Consider the following 16,583-nt stretch of genomic DNA (forward strand, 5'->3'; position numbering starts at 1 on the left):
GTGTGCGCTGATGCCTGGGCCGTGCTGATACGAAAGGCTGCTTGCCTTCATGCCCCAGCAAGGCCAAGCCAGCCGTCATGTCACCACCTCTGATCCTGGCGGGCGGCGGCCATGCGCATCTGGCGGTGCTGGAAGATTGGGCGGCAAATCCCTTGCCGGGCCCCTTGCCGGACATCAGGCGTCTGCTGGTCACGCCATCGCGCTACACCGCCTATTCGGGAATGGTGCCGGGGTGGATGGCGGGGATCTACCGGGCCGATGATCTGCTGATCGACCTCGAACCGCTGGCGCGGGCAGCTTGTGCCGAATTGCGGATCGACCGCGTGACGGGGCTCGATGCCGATGCGCGTCGCCTGCATCTGGCAAGCGGCGATGTGGTCGATTTCGCGCTCCTGTCGCTCGCCACGGGCGGAGAAGCCGATCTGGATGGGCTGGCCCCGCTTGGCCCGCGCCTGCTGCCGTTGCGCCCGGTCGCCGGCTTCCTTGCGCGCTGGCCTGCTCTGGTGGACGCGGCAAAGCGCGGGGAAGTTGCCAGCCTTGCCGTGGTGGGCGGCGGGGCGGCGGGCATGGAGATTGCGCTGGCGGCAGAGGCAGCGCTGCGCGGTTGCGGCGTGGCGATTGCGCTGGTTACGCCGCCCGATGGCCTTCTGACCGGGCACAATCCCCGCGTCCGGGCCATGGCAAAGGCCGAACTGGCGCGGCGCGGGATCGCGCTGCATCTGGCTTTGGCGACAGGCAAGGCCGATGGGCTTGCGCTTAGCGATGGCACCCATGTGTTCGTTGACCGGGTGATTGCCGCCACCGGCAGCCGGGCACCGGCATGGCTGGCGCAATCGGGCCTCGCGCTGACCAGACAGGGCTTTGTGGCAATCGGGCCGGATCTGCGCAGCCTGTCGCATCCGGTGATATTTGCGGCGGGCGACCTTGCCCAGCGCACCGACCGCGCTTTGCCGCGATCGGGCGTGCACGCCGTGAAAGCAGGGCCGGTGCTGGCCGCCAATCTGCGCGCCGCGCTGACAAGCGCGCCCGGTTCCAGATACACCCCGCGCCGGCACACGCTCTATCTGCTGGCAACGGGCGATAAGCGCGCCATCGGATCGTGGGGACCGCTGGCCTTTTCGGGGCGCGCCGCATGGTGGCTCAAGGACTGGATCGACCGAAGCTTCGTCGGTCGCTATCGGGTGGGCAAAACAGGCTGCGGGGACCCCAAGTAATGAAGCGCATCATCCTGGCCCTGCTGCTGGTTTCGGCCATCGCCCTGTGGTTCGCCTTCGATCTGGGCCAGTATCTGACGCTCGACACGCTGAAGGCGCAGCGCGACACGATCCTTGCCTATTATGCGGCGCATCCGCTGCTGGTGATGGTGGTATTCTTCCTTGTCTATGTCGCGGTTACGGCGCTCTCCATTCCCGGCGCGGCGATCATGACGCTGGCGGCGGGCGCGGTGTTCGGCGTGGTGACGGGCACGCTGCTCGTCTCTTTCGCCAGTTCGATCGGGGCAACATTGGCCTTCCTTGCCAGCCGCTTCCTGCTGCGCGATTGGGTGCAAGGCAGGTTCGGCGCGCGGCTGAAGGGGGTGAACGAAGGCATGGCGCGCGACGGGGCATTCTACCTGTTCTCTTTGCGTCTGGTGCCGGTATTCCCGTTCTTCGCGGTCAATCTGCTGATGGGCCTCACCCCCATCCGCACCTGGACATATTACTGGGTCAGCCAGCTGGGGATGCTGCTGGGCACGCTGGTCTATGTCAATGCGGGCACGCAGCTTGCCGCCATCGAAAGCCTGTCGGACATCGCCTCGCCCGTTTTGCTCGGCTCTTTCGCGGCGCTGGCGCTGCTGCCGTGGATTGGCAAAGCGATCATGGCCGCGATCAAACGGCGGCGCGTCTATGCCCGTTGGCAGCGGCCACGCCGGTTCGACCGCAATCTGGTGGTGATCGGCGCAGGCGCGGCGGGCCTCGTCACCTCCTACATCGCGGCGACCGTTCGGGCCAGGGTGACGCTGGTGGAAGCGGGCAGGATGGGCGGCGATTGCCTCAATTACGGCTGTGTGCCCAGCAAGGCGCTGATCAAGAGCGCACGCGTGGCCGCGCAGATGCGCCATGCCGATGCCTATGGGCTGGAGCGGAGCGAACCGCGCTTCCGCTTCAAGGCTGTGATGGCCCGCGTGCACGACATCATCGCCGCAATCGAACCGCATGACAGCGTGGAGCGCTATACCGGCCTCGGCGTGGATGTGGTGCAGGGATATGCTCGCATCGTCGATCCGTGGACGGTGGAGATCGCACGCAGCGATGGCGGAACGCAGCGGCTGACCACGCGGTCAATCGTGATTGCGGCGGGCGCCGCGCCCATCGTGCCCGATCTGCCGGGGCTGGCGCAATCGGGCTATGTCACCAGCGACACGCTGTGGGAGACATTCGCAGGCATGGACGAGATGCCGCGCCGCATCGCGGTGCTGGGTGGCGGGCCGATCGGCTGCGAGCTGGCACAGGCCTTTGCCCGGCTGGGCGCGGATGTCACGCAGGTGGACATGGCCGACCGGCTCTTGTCGCGCGAAGATCCCGATGTGTCCGCCGCTGTGCAGACGGCGCAGGCGGCGGCGGGGGTAACGGTGCTGACCGGCCACGCCGCGATCCGGGTGGAGTACGGCCATGAAAAGCGCCTCATCGCCGGGCATAACGGCAAGGAACGCGCGGTTCCCTTCGACGCGCTGATCGTGGCGGTGGGGCGGCGGGCGCGCCTGACCGGATACGGGCTGGAGGAGCTGGGCATCGATGCCAATGCCACCGTGGTGACCGATGACTATCTCGCCACGCTATATCCCAATATCTACGCGGCGGGCGATGTCGCCGGCCCCTACCAGTTCACCCATGTCGCCGCGCATCAGGCCTGGTATGCCAGCGTCAACGCGCTGTTCGGGCAATTCCGCCGCTTCAAGGCCGATTACCGCGTGATCCCGCGCGCCACCTTCACCGATCCCGAAGTGGCGCGAGTGGGCCTGAACGAGCAGGAGGCGGCGGAACAGGGCGTGGCGCATGATGTCACCCTATTCCCCTTGCACGAACTCGACCGCGCCATTGCCGACAGCGCCACGGCAGGCTTCGTCAAGGTGCTGACCGTGCCGGGCAAGGATCGCATCCTTGGGGTCACCATCGTGGGTGAACACGCCGCCGAATTGCTGGCCGAATATGTGCTGGCGATGAAGCACGGGCTGGGCCTCAACAAGATCCTCGGCACCATCCATACCTATCCCACCATGGCCGAAGCGAACAAATACGCCGCCGGGGAATGGAAAAAGGCCCGCAAGCCCGAAGGCCTGCTGCGGCTTGTCGAACGCTATCACACATGGAGACGCGGCTGATGCGGCATTGGTTGGGGGCGGCCGCGCTGGCCGCTCTGGTGGTTCCCTTTGCCGCGCAGGCGCAGCAGGCGGGGCTTCAGATCGCGGTGGTCGATGCCGAGACGGGCGAGCCTGTGGCCAATGCTGCGGTGCGGGTGGAAAACCCGGCGATTGGCCTGATCCGCGAAGCGCGTTCCGACGCGCAGGGGCTGGTGCGCGTGGAAGGGCTGAGCACGGCGGGCAGCTACACAATTGCTGCCTTGGCAAGTGACAGTTACGCGCCCAGCCTGCCTGCCACAATCGACCTGCGCGCCAATTTCACCGGCAGTGTCACCCTGCGGCTTGCCCGCGTGGCCGGGAACACCATCACGGTGACCGGCACGCGCGCCATCACGCGGCTCAACACGGTCAACGCAGAGGTTTCCGCCTCCCTGAACAGCGCGGAACTGGCAACCCTTCCCATCGAAGGCCGCGATGTGCTGGGCGCGCTGGTGCGCCTGCCCAATGTGGTGCCGTCGACCGGGTTTTTTCCCGAAGCGCCCGCGATCTCTATCAACGGGTCGAATGGTCTCGACACCAATTACCTGCTCGACGGTCTCGACAATAACGAGAACTTCCTGGGCGGGATCAAGTTTCCCGTGCCGCTGGGCTTCACCCGCGAGGTGACCGTGCTCGCCAATTCCTATTCGGTGGAGTATGGCCGCACGGCAAACGGCGTGGTCAATTACACCTCGCCATCGGGCAGCAATGACCTGTCGGGCGAGGTCTATGCACTTGTTCGCCCCGGCCGCCCGTTTGACGCAGCCAGCCCCTTTCCGCGCCGCGACCTTTCCGGCAATCCGGTGGGGGAGAGTTTCGAACGGTATCAGGCCGGCTTTGCGCTGGGCGGCCCGATCGCGCGCGACCGCACATTCTTCTACGCCAATCTGGAATATACGCGCGACCGCAATGTGCAGCTGGTCGATGCCCCCGCGCTGGGCGTGACCGAGAATGTGACGGGCAACAACCGCTTTGCACTCGGTTCGATCCGGATCGACCACCGCCTGACCGATGACTGGACGCTCACCCTGCGCGGCAACCATGGCCGCGTGACGATCGAGCGGCCCGGCGGCGCCCTTGGCGGCGGGAATGTGACTTTCCCCTCTGCCGGGTCCGATCAGGATCGCAACTCCACCCTTGTCGCCGCCAGCGCCAGCTATGCGGGGGACATCTGGGCCTATGACGGCGCGCTACAGTTTAGCCGGTTCCGCTGGAATTATGGTGAGCCGACCGGCGGCGCGGGCCCGCAAGTCGCCATCCGCGATCCCTCAGGCCTCACCGTGGGCGTGGTGGGGCATCCCGGCTTCGTGTTCGACAGCCGCGAGGAGAGCTGGCAGACAACCCACCGCGTGCAGCGCGCGCTGGGCAGCCACCGGCTGACCTTTGGGATGGATGCCATCCGCAGCCGCTTTGCGCTTCTGGGCGGCGGCAATCCCTCTGGCAATTTCACCGTCGACCTGACCGCGCCGCAATTGGCCACCCTTGCCAGCAGCGGCGCGGGGCTGGCCCTCACCGCGCAGGATGTGCTGGCGTTGAACCCGGTGGTGGCGAATTACGCCGTGGAACTGCGCCCCGCCAGTTTCGGCACTGCCCAACAGCAACTGGCATTCTACATTGCCGACGAATGGCAGGTTTCCCCGCAACTTACCGCCACGCTGGGCCTGCGCTGGGATTACGACAGCCTGACCGGCAAAGGCGGCGGCAGCGGCGACACCAACAATTTCGCCCCGCGCGCCGCGCTCAACTGGCGACCCGATGCGCGCTCTGCCGTGCGGTTCGGGGCCGGGCTGTTCTACGGCAAATTGAGCTATGCGGTTATTTCCGACGCGCTGCAGCGAAACACCACCTCGCCCGCCTTTCTCGGCCAATTGGCGCAATTGCAGGCGTTGGGCGTGATCCCGGCGGCGACCGAACTGGCCGACATCACCTTTGCCGGAAACCTGACCGTCTCGCCCGCCTGCCCCACGGTGGCGGCCTGCCCGTCACCGGATGAAGTGCAGGCCTCGCGCGATACGGCCACCATCAACGAGGCACGAATCCTCAGCCCTACCGGATATGACAGCCCGCATTCGCTGCAACTCAGCGCGGGCTACCAGTATCAGGCGACCGATACGCTCACCCTTTCCGTCGACGCGATCTATTCGCGCAGCCATAACCTTGTCCGCCTGCGCGACCTGAACGCGCCCGCGCGATTCACTCCCAATCTTGCCAATCTGACTGATGCCAATATCGCGATGCTGCGCGCCCTGCCCGATAACGCCGCCCGCTTTGCCGCTGCCGAAGCGCTGGGCCTCGTGCGCAGCCAGACCGCTGCCGATGCCACGCGCCCGGTCGCGCAAGTGCCCGGCGGCGCGCGGCAGATCACCGTGTCCGAAACCGAAGGGCAGGCCAAATACCGCGCGTTGATCCTGCAGGCGGTGAAAGCGCGGGGAGCCGATCCCTACGCCTTCCGCCTTGCCTACACGCTTTCGCGCCTGAAGAACGACACCGACGACATCAATTTCCGTGCCGAAAACAACGATTTCAGCACCGAATGGGGCCCATCCGCGAATGACCGGCGGCACGTGCTCTCTGCCATCGGCTTCCTTTATCCGGCAGACGGGCTGAGTTTGAGCGCGGCAGGCCTGTTCCAGAGCGGCCAGCCGGTCAATCTGGTGCCCGATGCACGGATATTCGGCACGCAGGATCTGAACGGCGATGGGGCCAGCTTTGGGGAAAGCTTTGTCGGCAATTCGGATCGCTATCCGGGCGAGGCGCGCAATTCGGGCCGGCTGGGCTGGTCAGCCACTCTCGATCTGGGTCTGCGCTATACCATTCCGGGCCTTGGCGGGCTGGAACTCAGCGCCGATGTGTTCAATGTGCTCAACACCAATAACGAAAGCGGCTTTGCCAATGCCGCGACAACGTCCAATCAGGTGCAGTTTGGCGGCGGCGCACCCTTTGTGCAACGCAATGCCGGGCCGCCGCGCCAGTTTCAGTTCGGCGCGGCCTACAGGTTCTAGGGGGCAGGGAAGATGGCGGCAGTGCAGCACCTGCAAGGGCTGATTGGCCTTGCCGCCATCCTGCTTATCGCGTGGAGCCTTTCGGAAGATCGCCGAGCGCCGCCCGGCTGGCGCTGGATTGCGGGCGCGCTGCTGCTGCAAGTGGCCATCGCGCTGGTGGTCACGCGTGTGCCGTTTGTGTGGACGCTGGTCGGCTATGCCAACGAAGCGGTTTTCGCGGTGGAGCGGGCGACGCTGGCGGGTTCATCCTATATGTTCGGCTATCTGGGCGGCGCGCCCCTGCCGTTCGACCTTGCCGAAGGGGCCAGCCCGCCCACCATCATTGCGTTCCAGATCCTGCCGCTCATCATCGTCCTGTCCACCCTGTCCGCCCTGCTGTGGCACTGGGGCGTGCTGAAGGCGGCGGTGCGCGGCCTTGCCTGGGCCTTGCGCCGCACGCTGGGCGTCAGCGGCGTGGTGGGTCTGGGCGGCGGGGGAACAGTATTCCTCGGCGTGGTGGAGACGCCGCTGATCCTGCGCGCCTGGTTCGACCGGATGAGCCGGGCCGAACTGTTCGCGGTGATGGTGATGGTGATGGCGACGATATCGGGCGCGATATTGGTGCTTTATGCCACCACGCTTTCGGCCACATTGCCCAATGCCGTGGGGCACATGATCGTCGCCTCGCTCATTTCGCTGCCTGCCGCCTTGCTGGTGGCGCGGCTGATGGTGCCGGGTGACGGTTCGCCAGATGCCCTGAGCGGCGCCGACGCCGCCGAGCCCGATCTTGCCTATGACAGCACGATGGATGCCGCCGTGCGCGGGACGATGGACGGGGTGCAATTGGTGCTGGCGGTGATCGGCGTGATCATCGTGGTGTTCGCGCTGGTGGCTCTGGTCGATCAGGTGCTGGCGCTGCTGCCGCTGGTCGATGGCAGCGCGATCACCCTGCGCCGCGTGTTCGGATGGCTGTTCGCGCCGCTGATGTGGGCCATCGGCATCCCGTGGGAGGATGCGCAGGCGGCGGGCGCGCTGATGGGGACCAAGGCGATCCTCAACGAATATGTCGCCTATCTCGACTTGGCGGCCCTGCCGCCCGGCACGCTGGAACCGCGCAGTCTGCTCATCGCAACCTATGCGCTTTCGGGCGTGGCGAACCTTGCCAGCGTGGGGCTCATCGTCACCACGATGGGATCGTTGTGCCCAGCCCGGCGCAAGGATGTGGCGGCGCTGGGGATGAAGAGCTGGCTGGCGGGCAACCTTGCCACCTTGATGACGGGGGCGGTGATCGGCCTCGTCACATGGGGCTGATGGGGGTTAGGCAGGTGTTCGACGCCAGACTGCGCCCGCTGATCAACCCGCCGCTCAATGCCTGTGGCCGCGCCCTCGCCCGTGCAGGCATCAGCGCCAATGCGGTGACGCTGGCCGGGCTGGTGCCCGCGATCGGCGCAGGGCTTTCCATCGCTTACGGCCATACACTTGCCGCACTGGCGCTGATCGTGCTCAACCGCGTGCTCGACGGGCTGGACGGCGCGGTCGCGCGGGTGCGCGGCAGCACCGACTTTGGCGGCTATCTCGATATACTGGCGGACTATGTCTTTTACCTCGCCGTGCCGCTGGGCTTTGCCTTTGCCGCGCCGGACAATGCGATTCCGGCGCTGGTGCTGGTGGCCAGCTTCACGCTCACCGCGGTCAGCTTCCTCGCCTTTGCCGCGCTGGCGGCCAAGCGGGGCCAGACCGACAGCGCCCACGGCGCCAAGAGTTTCCTCTATTCCACCGGCCTTGCCGAAGGGGGCGAGACGATTGCGGTCTTCATTGCCATGTGCCTGTGGCCTGCCGCGTTCGCATGGCTCGCCTGGGGCTTCGCGGCGCTTTGCGGCCTGACGGTGATCCAGCGCAGCGTGATGGCCCGGCACACCTTCGGGTAAGCCAGCCCCTCCCCCCCCGCCGGCAAAAGCAGTTGGGCAAGGGGCCAACTCGCTGCTAAGGCGCGCGCCATGCTTACCATTGATGGCCTCACAGTCCGGCTTGGCGGCCGGCCCATTCTCGAACGCGCCAGTGCCACGGTGCCGCAGGGCGCGCGTGTGGGGCTGATCGGCCGCAACGGGGCGGGCAAGTCCACGCTGATGAAGGCCATCATTGGCGAAATTGAACCCGATGACGGCGAAATCTCCAAGCCGGCGCGCGCGCGCATCGGCTATATCGCGCAAACCGCGCCCAGCGGATCGGTAACGCCCGAACAGATCGTGCTGGCCGCCGATGTCGAGCGCGCGGCCCTGCTGGTGGAGGCGGAGACCTGCACCGATCCCGACCGGCTGGGCGAAGTGCATGAACGGCTGCTCGCCATCGATGCCTACAGCGCGCCTGCACGCGCAGCCAAGATCCTGAGCGGGCTGGGCTTTGACGAGGAGATGCAGCAGCGCCCGATCGACAGTTTTTCGGGCGGCTGGAAAATGCGCGTGGCGCTGGGCGCGCTGCTGTTTTCCGAGCCCGACATCCTGCTGCTGGACGAACCTTCCAACCACCTCGATCTGGAGGCGACGCTGTGGCTGGAGAACTTCCTCAAAAGCTATCCCGCCACGCTGCTGGTGATCAGCCACGAACGCGATCTGCTGAACAAGGTGGTCGATCACATCCTGCACCTGCAGGGCGGGCAATTGACGCTCTATCCCGGCGGCTATGACGCGTTTGAAAAGCAGCGCGCCGAACGCGCCGCGCAGCTGGCCGCGGCCAAGGCGTCGCAGGATGCGCAGCGCGCGCGGCTGCAGGATTACATCGCGCGCAACTCCGCGCGTGCATCCACCGCCAAGCAGGCGCAATCGCGCGCCAAGATGCTGGCGAAGATGCAGCCCATTGCCGCCTTGATGGAAGACCCCTCGCTCACCTTCGATTTCCCCGATCCGGGCGAATTGCGTTCGCCAATGATCACGCTGGACAAGGCGGCGGTGGGCTATGGCGAGGCCCCCCCGGTGCTCCAGCGGCTGAACCTGCGGATCGACGCGGATGACCGGATCGCGCTGCTGGGCCGCAACGGCAATGGCAAGACCACGCTTGCCCGCCTGCTGGCGGCGCAACTGAAACCGCTCGACGGCGGGATGAGTGCGCCGGGCAAGCTGAAGGTCGGGTATTTCACGCAGTATCAGGTGGAGGAACTGGCGGCGGACGAAACCCCGCTGGCGCTGATGACGCGCGCGATGCAGGGCAAGACGCCGGGCGCGGTGCGCGCGCAGCTTGGCCGCTTCGGCTTTTCCGGCCCGCGTGCCGAAACACGGGTGGAGAAGCTGTCGGGCGGGGAACGCGCGCGGCTGGCGCTGGCGATCATCACGCGCGATGCGCCGCATATGCTGATCCTGGACGAGCCGACCAACCACCTCGATGTCGACGCGCGCGAGGCGCTGGTGCAGGCGCTCAACGGCTATGCGGGCGCGGTGATCCTGATCAGCCACGACCGCCACATGGTGGAATTGACGGCCGACCGACTGGTGCTGGTGGATGATGGCACGGCACGCGAATATCCGGGCAGCATGGACGATTACATCGATTTCGTGCTGGGCCGGAACCAGCCGAAAAAGGACGCCAAACCCGCTGCCCCGCAGGCCAAGGCGGCGACCGTCGCGCCCAGCGCAGGGCAGCTGCGCTACCTTCAGTCCGAACTGGCCAAGGCCGAAAAGGCGCTGGAGCGCGCCACGGCGGAGGTCGAAAGGTTGGATCAGGCGATGATCGATCTGGCGCAAACCGGCGAAGTGGCGGACGGCCAGAAGATGCGCGACCTTCTCGGCCCGCGTGAGAAAGCCAGCGCCAAGCTGCACCAGGCCGAAGCCGAATGGCTGGCGCTGAGCGAGAAGCTGGAAGAACTGGTCGCAGGCTGACCTTCAATGCTGGCACAGCACCTCTCTCCCAAGGTTTGACTTCGCCGCACGGGGAAGGCACACCTGCCATTCGGTGAGCGGCAACGCGCTGGAAACTGGCGCAAAAAACGAGAGGAATGGCGATGCCCAACGAATTGCCGTTTGCGTCGGCCTCTCTCACGCGGCGGCATTTGCTGGGCTGGGTCGCGGCCACAGGCGCGGCCATCGGCGGGGGCCTGCCGCACGCTGCCTGGGCACGGCAGACCGGCTTTGCCGATCATGTGCTGTGGTATCGCGGCCCCGCGCGCGAATGGGTCGAGGCGCTGCCCGTGGGCAATGGTCGCATCGGCGCGATGGTGTTCGGCGGGGTGACACAGGAACGGCTGCAACTGAACGAGGATACGTTCTGGGCAGGCGGGCCGTATAATCCGGTCAATCCGCTGGCGCGCGAGAACCTCGATACCGTGCGGCAATTGCTGTTTGCGGGTGAATATGCGGCGGCAGAGGCGTTGGCGGATGAGACGCTGATGGCGCGCCCGCTTATTCAGGCTCCCTATCAGTGCATCGGCGATCTGCTGATCGACCTGCACGACGAAGGCGCAATGCCCGAAGCCTATGCGCGCTCGCTTGATATCGACAGCGCACTTGCCCGCGTGGACTACGAACGGGCAGGGGCACGTTGGCGGCGCGAAGTCGTCGCCTGCCCAGAAAGCCAGATCATCGCGGTGCGTCTGTGGACAAGCGATCCGGCAGGCATCACCGCCCGCCTCTCCTTCACCAGCGAGGCTCCGGGCATCGCCTTCACTGCCAGCGCGGGCCGATTCGCCATGACCGGGCGTAACGGGGATTTCGCCGGCATTGCGGGCGCCTTGCGCTTTGCGGCTGAAATGGCGGTGGAAAAGCAAGGCGGCACGCAAGAGGCTGGCCCGGAGGCCATCACCGTGCGCGGCGCGCGTGAAGTGGTGCTGAAAATCGCCATGGCCACCAGCTATCGCGGGCCAGAAGATGTGTCGGGCGATCCGGTGGCGGCCACACGCGCCACTCTGGAAACGGTGGCAGGCATCGGCTTTGATGCCATTGCGCGGCGCGCCGCCGCGGCGCATCAGCGCCTGTTCCGCCGCGTGACACTGGATCTGGGCCGCACACCATCGGCCGATTTGCCCACCGATCAACGCATCCGCGAATCCGCCAGCCGGGATGATCCCGCGCTTGCCGCGCTGTATTTCCAGTATGGCCGCTATTTGCTGATTACGTCGTCGCGCCCCGGCACGCAGCCTGCCAATCTGCAAGGCATCTGGAACGACAGCAATTCACCGCCCTGGGGCAGCAAATACACGATCAATATCAATACCCAGATGAATTACTGGCCCGCCCAGCCCACCAATCTGCCCGAATGTGCCGAGCCGCTTTTCGCCATGCTGCGCGAGCTGGCGCAAAGCGGCGCGCGCACTGCGCGGGAGATGTATGGCGCGCGCGGCTGGGTGGCGCATCACAACACCGATCTGTGGCGTGCCAGCGCCCCCATTGATGGCGCGCAATGGGGTTTGTGGCCGCTGGGCGGTGCATGGTTGAGCCTGTATCTGTGGGAGCATTACGAATACGCGCCCGACCGCGCCTTTCTGGCCGAGGTCTATCCCATTCTGGCAGGCGCGGCGCAATTCTTCCTCGACACCTTGCAACAGGGGCCGGAAGGCTATCTGGTCACCAATCCCTCGCTCTCGCCCGAAAATCCGCACCCCTTTGGCGCCACGCTGATGTGGGGGCCGGCGATGGATGCGCAGATCCTGCGCGACCTGTTCGCCGCCACCGCGCAGGCCTGCCGCCTGCTGGGCGAGGATGCCGGCTTTGCCGAAGCGCTGGACGCAGCGAAGGCCGCGCTGCCGCCCATGCGTATTGGTGCGCAGGGACAATTGCAGGAATGGCCGCTGGATTGGGATGCGGATGCGCCCGAACCCGATCATCGCCATGTCTCGCACCTCTATGCCCTCTACCCCTCGCACCAGATCAGCCCGCACCGCACACCCGAACTGGCGCGCGCGGCGCAGCGATCACTGGAACTGCGCGGCGATCTGGCGACAGGCTGGGCGATTGCGTGGCGCATCAATCTGTGGGCCCGGCTGCGCGACGGCAACCGGGCGCACGCCATTCTGAAGCTGCTGCTCGACCCCTCGCGCACCTATCCCAATATGTTCGATGCGCACCCGCCTTTCCAGATCGACGGCAATTTCGGCGGCACAGCGGGTATTGCCGAAATGCTGGTGCAGGATGAAGGGCTGGCCGACGGCGAGAACGCGTCGCCCGCGCTGCACCTGCTGCCTGCATTGCCCGATGCCTGGCCCGATGGCCGCGTGACGGGCCTGCGCGTGCGCGGCGGCGGCACGGTCAGCCTGGAATGGCGCGGCGGGATGCTGGCGACCGCCGAATTGCACGCCACGCAGGAACTGGCGCGGCGCGTGCGATACCGCAACGCCGAGGCCGAGATCAGGCTCACCACCGGGGGGAGCCTTGTCCTGCGTCCGGAGGATTTCAGCCAAGCGGCAGGCTAGAACTGCCCGCTTCGAAACCTGCCGCTGATCCCTATGTGTCTGCCTGAATGAGCCGCCCCGGTATCCTCAACTCCGCCGCATATTGGCAAGGCGTGCCGCTGCGCATCAAGGTCTGGCGGCTGATTGCGGCACTGTTGCTGGCAGTGATTGCGGTGCAGGCAATGCCTGCCGCAGCGCTCCAGATTGATCGCACGCACGGTTCCGCTTTCAGCGCCAGCACGCTCGACGTGTCCCTCGCGCCGCGCCAGCACAGGGGGGCGGAGCAACGGCTGGTGCCTTTGCCCGATCCCGCGCCTCCACCCCTGCCCGCGCTCACCCCGGAGGTGGAAGGGGCGGGTCAGCCGCACGCTATCCCCCGCGCGGCCGTTTTCCTCGATCACCACACCCCGGCCCCGCCCCGGCGATGGCTGGGCGCGACAGCATCCTCGCGCGCGCCGCCTGCGGCCTGAAAATCGTCTGCCTGCCGCACCTGCGGCCTCAACGACTTTCAGGAGATTATCATGGACACAGAAGCTGACGGCGCCTCGCGCGCCGAACGCCGTGCGCGCGCGGAAGAATTGCTTGCGCGCTATCCGGGCCTTGCGCCCGATGAACTCGCTCACCTCCACCGCTGGTTCGCGCGCGAGGCATCCGCACTCGATGTAGGGCTGGTTGCCAGCAATGAAGCGGTGGCGGATCGCTACGCGCAATACCGCAGGGACCACATCGACCGCCTTCGGCCTATCGACATTGTTTGGGGGCTTGCGTTTGGTGCGGTGATCCTGGGGGTGATCGTCTTTATCGGCTGGTGGGGCGCGTAAGCGTCCCTTTTGGGCAATTCAGGGCCGGGCCGGGGGCACTTCGGGCGCTCCCTGTTCCGGCCCTGGTCCGGCCCTTGCCAGCCTGTTGCGGCAAACCTAGTCTCCCCCACAGGGAGAGTGAACAGGTGACAGGATCGCGCGGGCAGCCACGCCTTGGGCTTGGCATTGCAGAGGCACCGGACAGCGGGTTTGCGCTGTTGATTGATGGCCAGTTTCGCGCAGCATCAGGCGACGCGGCCTTTGCCGTGCACGATCCTTTTCTGGAACAGGACTGGGGCCGCGTGGCGCTGGCCTCGGCTGCGGATGTCGATGCCGCCGTATCCGCCGCGCACCGGGCCTTTGCGGATGGCCGCTGGTCCGGCCTTCTGGCGGGCGAACGCGCGCGCATCCTGCTGCGGCTGGCCGATCTGATCCAGCGCGATGCCGACCTGCTCACACGCCAGCAGATTTTCGAGAACGGCAAGCTGATATCCGAAATGGCGCCGGGCACCGCCGCGCTGGCGGGCGATTGCCGCTTCTTTGCCGGGCTGGCCGAAACGCATGGCGGGATGAGCGTGCCCCCCGCCCGCGCGGGTTTCACCACCTTCACGCTGAAGGAGCCGGTGGGCGTGGTGTCCGCGATCACGCCATGGAACACGCCGCTGGGATTGCTGGGGTGGAAGCTGTTTCCGGCGCTGGCGGCGGGGAACACGGTAGTGATCAAGCCATCCGAAGTGACGCCCACATCCACGCTGATGCTGGCGCAGTTGTGCAACGAGGCCGGGATACCGCCCGGCGTGGTGAATGTGGTGACGGGGGATGGCGCAACCGGCGCGGCGCTGGTCGATCATCCGCTGGTCGCCAAGATTGCCTTCACCGGCTCCACCGCCACCGGCCAGGCCATCGCCTCGCGCGCGGCGCTCCGCAGTGCGCGCGTCACGCTGGAACTGGGCGGCAAATCGCCGCAGCTGGTGTTTGCCGATGCCGACCTTGACCGCGCGGTGAGCGGCGTGATGGCGGGCCTGTTCGCCGCCACCGGGCAAAGCTGCATGGCCGGATCGCGCGTGCTGGTGCAGGATGCGGTGTTCGACCGGTTCTGCGAGCAGTTGGCGACACGCGGCAGCCGCATGATCGCAGGCGATCCGATGGACCCGTGCACGCAGCTTGGCCCGCTGGCATCGCGGGCACAGCTCGACAAGGTGCTGGGCTATTTCGCCATCGCGCAGCAAGAAGGGCTGACCTGCCTCACCGGCGGGCACCGGCTTGACCGGCAGGGCTATTTCGTGGCCCCCACCGTCTACCGCGATGTCCCGCCCGCCAGCCGCATTGCGCGCGAGGAGATTTTCGGCCCCGTAGCCGCCGTCATGCGCTTTGGCAGCGAAGAGGAGGCAGTAGCGCTGGCCAATGATACGCTGTTCGGCCTTGCCGCGGGCATCTGGACGCAGGATGTCGCCCGCGCGCACCGCCTGCTGCACCGGGTGCGCGCGGGCACCGTCTGGGTGAACAATTACCGCATTATCGGCCACACCCTGCCCTTTGGCGGATACGGGCAGAGCGGAACGGGCCGCGAAATGGGCGCGCAGGCGCTGGATGCCTATACCGAAACAAAATCCGTGTGGATCGACACCGGCAACGACCTGCACTTCGTGACAGGCGAGGGAGAGAGCTGATGGAGTATGATCTGGTGGTGATCGGCTGCGGCGCGGGCGGCCTTGCCGCTGCGGTTGCCTATGCCGAGGAAGCGGGCGCGGATGCCCGCATCGCCGTGCTGGAACGCGCGCCCCGCGAAGGGCGCGGCGGCGCCACCCGCTGGACAAGCAGCTGGTTCCGCATCACCGCCGACCGCCAGCTTGACCCCGCTTTCATCGGCACGATGGAGCGGGTCAGCAAGGGCAAGGCCGACCTGGAATATTGCCGCACGCTGGCCGCCGAAACGCCCTGCACTTTCGATTTCCTCGATCGGCACAAGGTGCCGTGGGTCTATTTCGAGCAGCCCTTTGCCAACCGCAATTCGGGCGGCGGGTTGGCGATGCCCGTTCCCGGCGGCGTCGCCATTGTGGACACGCTGGCCGCCGTGATCGACGCGCTGCCCCACGCCGCGATCCATTACGAGACCGAAGCGACCGCGCTTGCCACCGCGCCCGATGGCCGGGTGAACGGCGTCCATGTGCGCGGCCCTGACGGCGAGGCGCTGCTCACCGCGCGCTGCGTGGTGATTGCCTGTGGCGGGTTCGAAGGCGCAGGCGATATGCTGGCCGAGCATCTGGGGCCGCGCGGCGCGGAACTGCCCGTGATCGCCCCCACGCTGGTCAACAATCAGGGCGACGGTATCCGCCTGACGCAGCCCCTGGGCGGCGATGTGGCAGGCCAGTTCGATATGTTCCACGGCGAGCCGGTGGACACGCGCAGCAGCAAGCCTGACGCGGTGATCTATGGCTATCCCTTCGGCATCCTCGTCAACCGGCATGGCCAGCGCTTTTTCGACGAAGGGCAGGACAGTTTCGACGCGACGTTCGAGCGACTGGGTTACGAGATCTGGGCCAATCAGGACCAGCAGGCCTGGTTCATCGGGGAAAAGGCCATTCTCGACTGGCCGCACGTCGCCGATATCATGCTGACCGACCAGCCGCCGGTGGAAGCCGATACGCTGGAGGAGCTGGCCGCCATCTTCGGCCTCGATCCGCAGGGGCTGGCGCAGACGGTTTCGGAATATAATGCCGCGATCCAGCCGGGGGAAAGCAACCGGCGCATCCGCGATGGCAAATGCACAAAGGGCATCGAACCGCCCAAATCGAACTGGGCCACGCCCATCGAGAGCGGCCCCTTCATCGGATATCCGCTGACCACCGCGATCACCTTCACCTTCGGCGGCATCCGCAGCGATGCGCGCGCCCGCGTGCTGCGCCATGATGGCAGCGCCATTCCCGGCCTCTATGCCGCAGGCGAGGTGACGGGGCTGTATTACGGCGAGTATCCGGCCGGCACATCGGTGCTGCGCGCGCTTACCTTCGGACGGATCGCGGCGCGCGAAGCCGCAGCGGAGCGCTGAG

The 16,583-nt window shown here is 66.6% G+C and carries 11 protein-coding genes; all 11 read left to right on the forward strand.

The annotated features are described in order from the left end of the window. Positions 1–77: 77 nt before the first annotated feature. The 11 genes from WFP44_RS09415 (at position 78) to WFP44_RS09465 (ending at position 16,582) form a co-directional block, all read left to right on the forward strand. Positions 78–1,214, forward strand: a complete 1,137-nt coding sequence (locus WFP44_RS09415) for an FAD-dependent oxidoreductase (protein ID WP_336926290.1) — start codon at positions 78–80, stop codon at positions 1,212–1,214. Beyond that, the gene (locus tag WFP44_RS09420) at positions 1,214–3,361 is read left to right on the forward strand and encodes an FAD-dependent oxidoreductase (protein WP_336926291.1); all 2,148 of its coding nucleotides are present in this window, start codon (positions 1,214–1,216) and stop codon (positions 3,359–3,361) included. Before WFP44_RS09415 ends, WFP44_RS09420 begins: the two co-directional genes overlap by 1 nt. After that, entirely contained in the window at positions 3,361–6,381 is a 3,021-nt protein-coding gene (locus tag WFP44_RS09425; protein WP_336926292.1) for a TonB-dependent receptor, read from the forward strand. The genes WFP44_RS09420 and WFP44_RS09425 overlap by 1 nt, the downstream gene beginning before the upstream one ends. A 12-nt stretch (positions 6,382–6,393) precedes the next feature. Continuing rightward, the gene (locus WFP44_RS09430; protein ID WP_336926293.1) at positions 6,394–7,671 is read left to right on the forward strand and encodes a NupC/NupG family nucleoside CNT transporter; all 1,278 of its coding nucleotides are present in this window, start codon (positions 6,394–6,396) and stop codon (positions 7,669–7,671) included. Beyond that, a complete protein-coding gene (locus tag WFP44_RS09435; RefSeq protein ID WP_336926294.1) occupies positions 7,662–8,288 on the forward strand; it encodes a CDP-alcohol phosphatidyltransferase family protein in 627 nt (208 codons plus the stop codon). The genes WFP44_RS09430 and WFP44_RS09435 overlap by 10 nt, the downstream gene beginning before the upstream one ends. Before the next feature lie 69 nt (positions 8,289–8,357). Continuing rightward, positions 8,358–10,229, forward strand: a complete 1,872-nt coding sequence (locus WFP44_RS09440) for an ABC-F family ATP-binding cassette domain-containing protein (protein ID WP_336926295.1) — start codon at positions 8,358–8,360, stop codon at positions 10,227–10,229. Positions 10,230–10,345: 116 nt separating this feature from the next. Beyond that, the gene (locus tag WFP44_RS09445) at positions 10,346–12,754 is read left to right on the forward strand and encodes a glycoside hydrolase family 95 protein (protein WP_336926296.1); all 2,409 of its coding nucleotides are present in this window, start codon (positions 10,346–10,348) and stop codon (positions 12,752–12,754) included. A 47-nt stretch (positions 12,755–12,801) separates the two neighbouring features. Beyond that, a complete protein-coding gene (locus tag WFP44_RS09450; RefSeq protein ID WP_336926297.1) occupies positions 12,802–13,203 on the forward strand; it encodes a hypothetical protein in 402 nt (133 codons plus the stop codon). 51 nt (positions 13,204–13,254) lie between these two features. Continuing rightward, the gene (locus tag WFP44_RS09455) at positions 13,255–13,554 is read left to right on the forward strand and encodes a hypothetical protein (protein WP_336926298.1); all 300 of its coding nucleotides are present in this window, start codon (positions 13,255–13,257) and stop codon (positions 13,552–13,554) included. A gap of 125 nt (positions 13,555–13,679) precedes the next feature. After that, a complete protein-coding gene (locus WFP44_RS09460) occupies positions 13,680–15,203 on the forward strand; it encodes an aldehyde dehydrogenase family protein (protein ID WP_336926300.1) in 1,524 nt (507 codons plus the stop codon). Beyond that, entirely contained in the window at positions 15,203–16,582 is a 1,380-nt protein-coding gene (locus WFP44_RS09465) for an FAD-binding protein (protein WP_336926302.1), read from the forward strand. The genes WFP44_RS09460 and WFP44_RS09465 overlap by 1 nt, the downstream gene beginning before the upstream one ends. Position 16,583: the final 1 nt, after the last annotated feature.

The organism is Alteraurantiacibacter palmitatis (assembly GCF_037154115.1).
Lineage (GTDB): Bacteria > Pseudomonadota > Alphaproteobacteria > Sphingomonadales > Sphingomonadaceae > Alteraurantiacibacter > Alteraurantiacibacter palmitatis.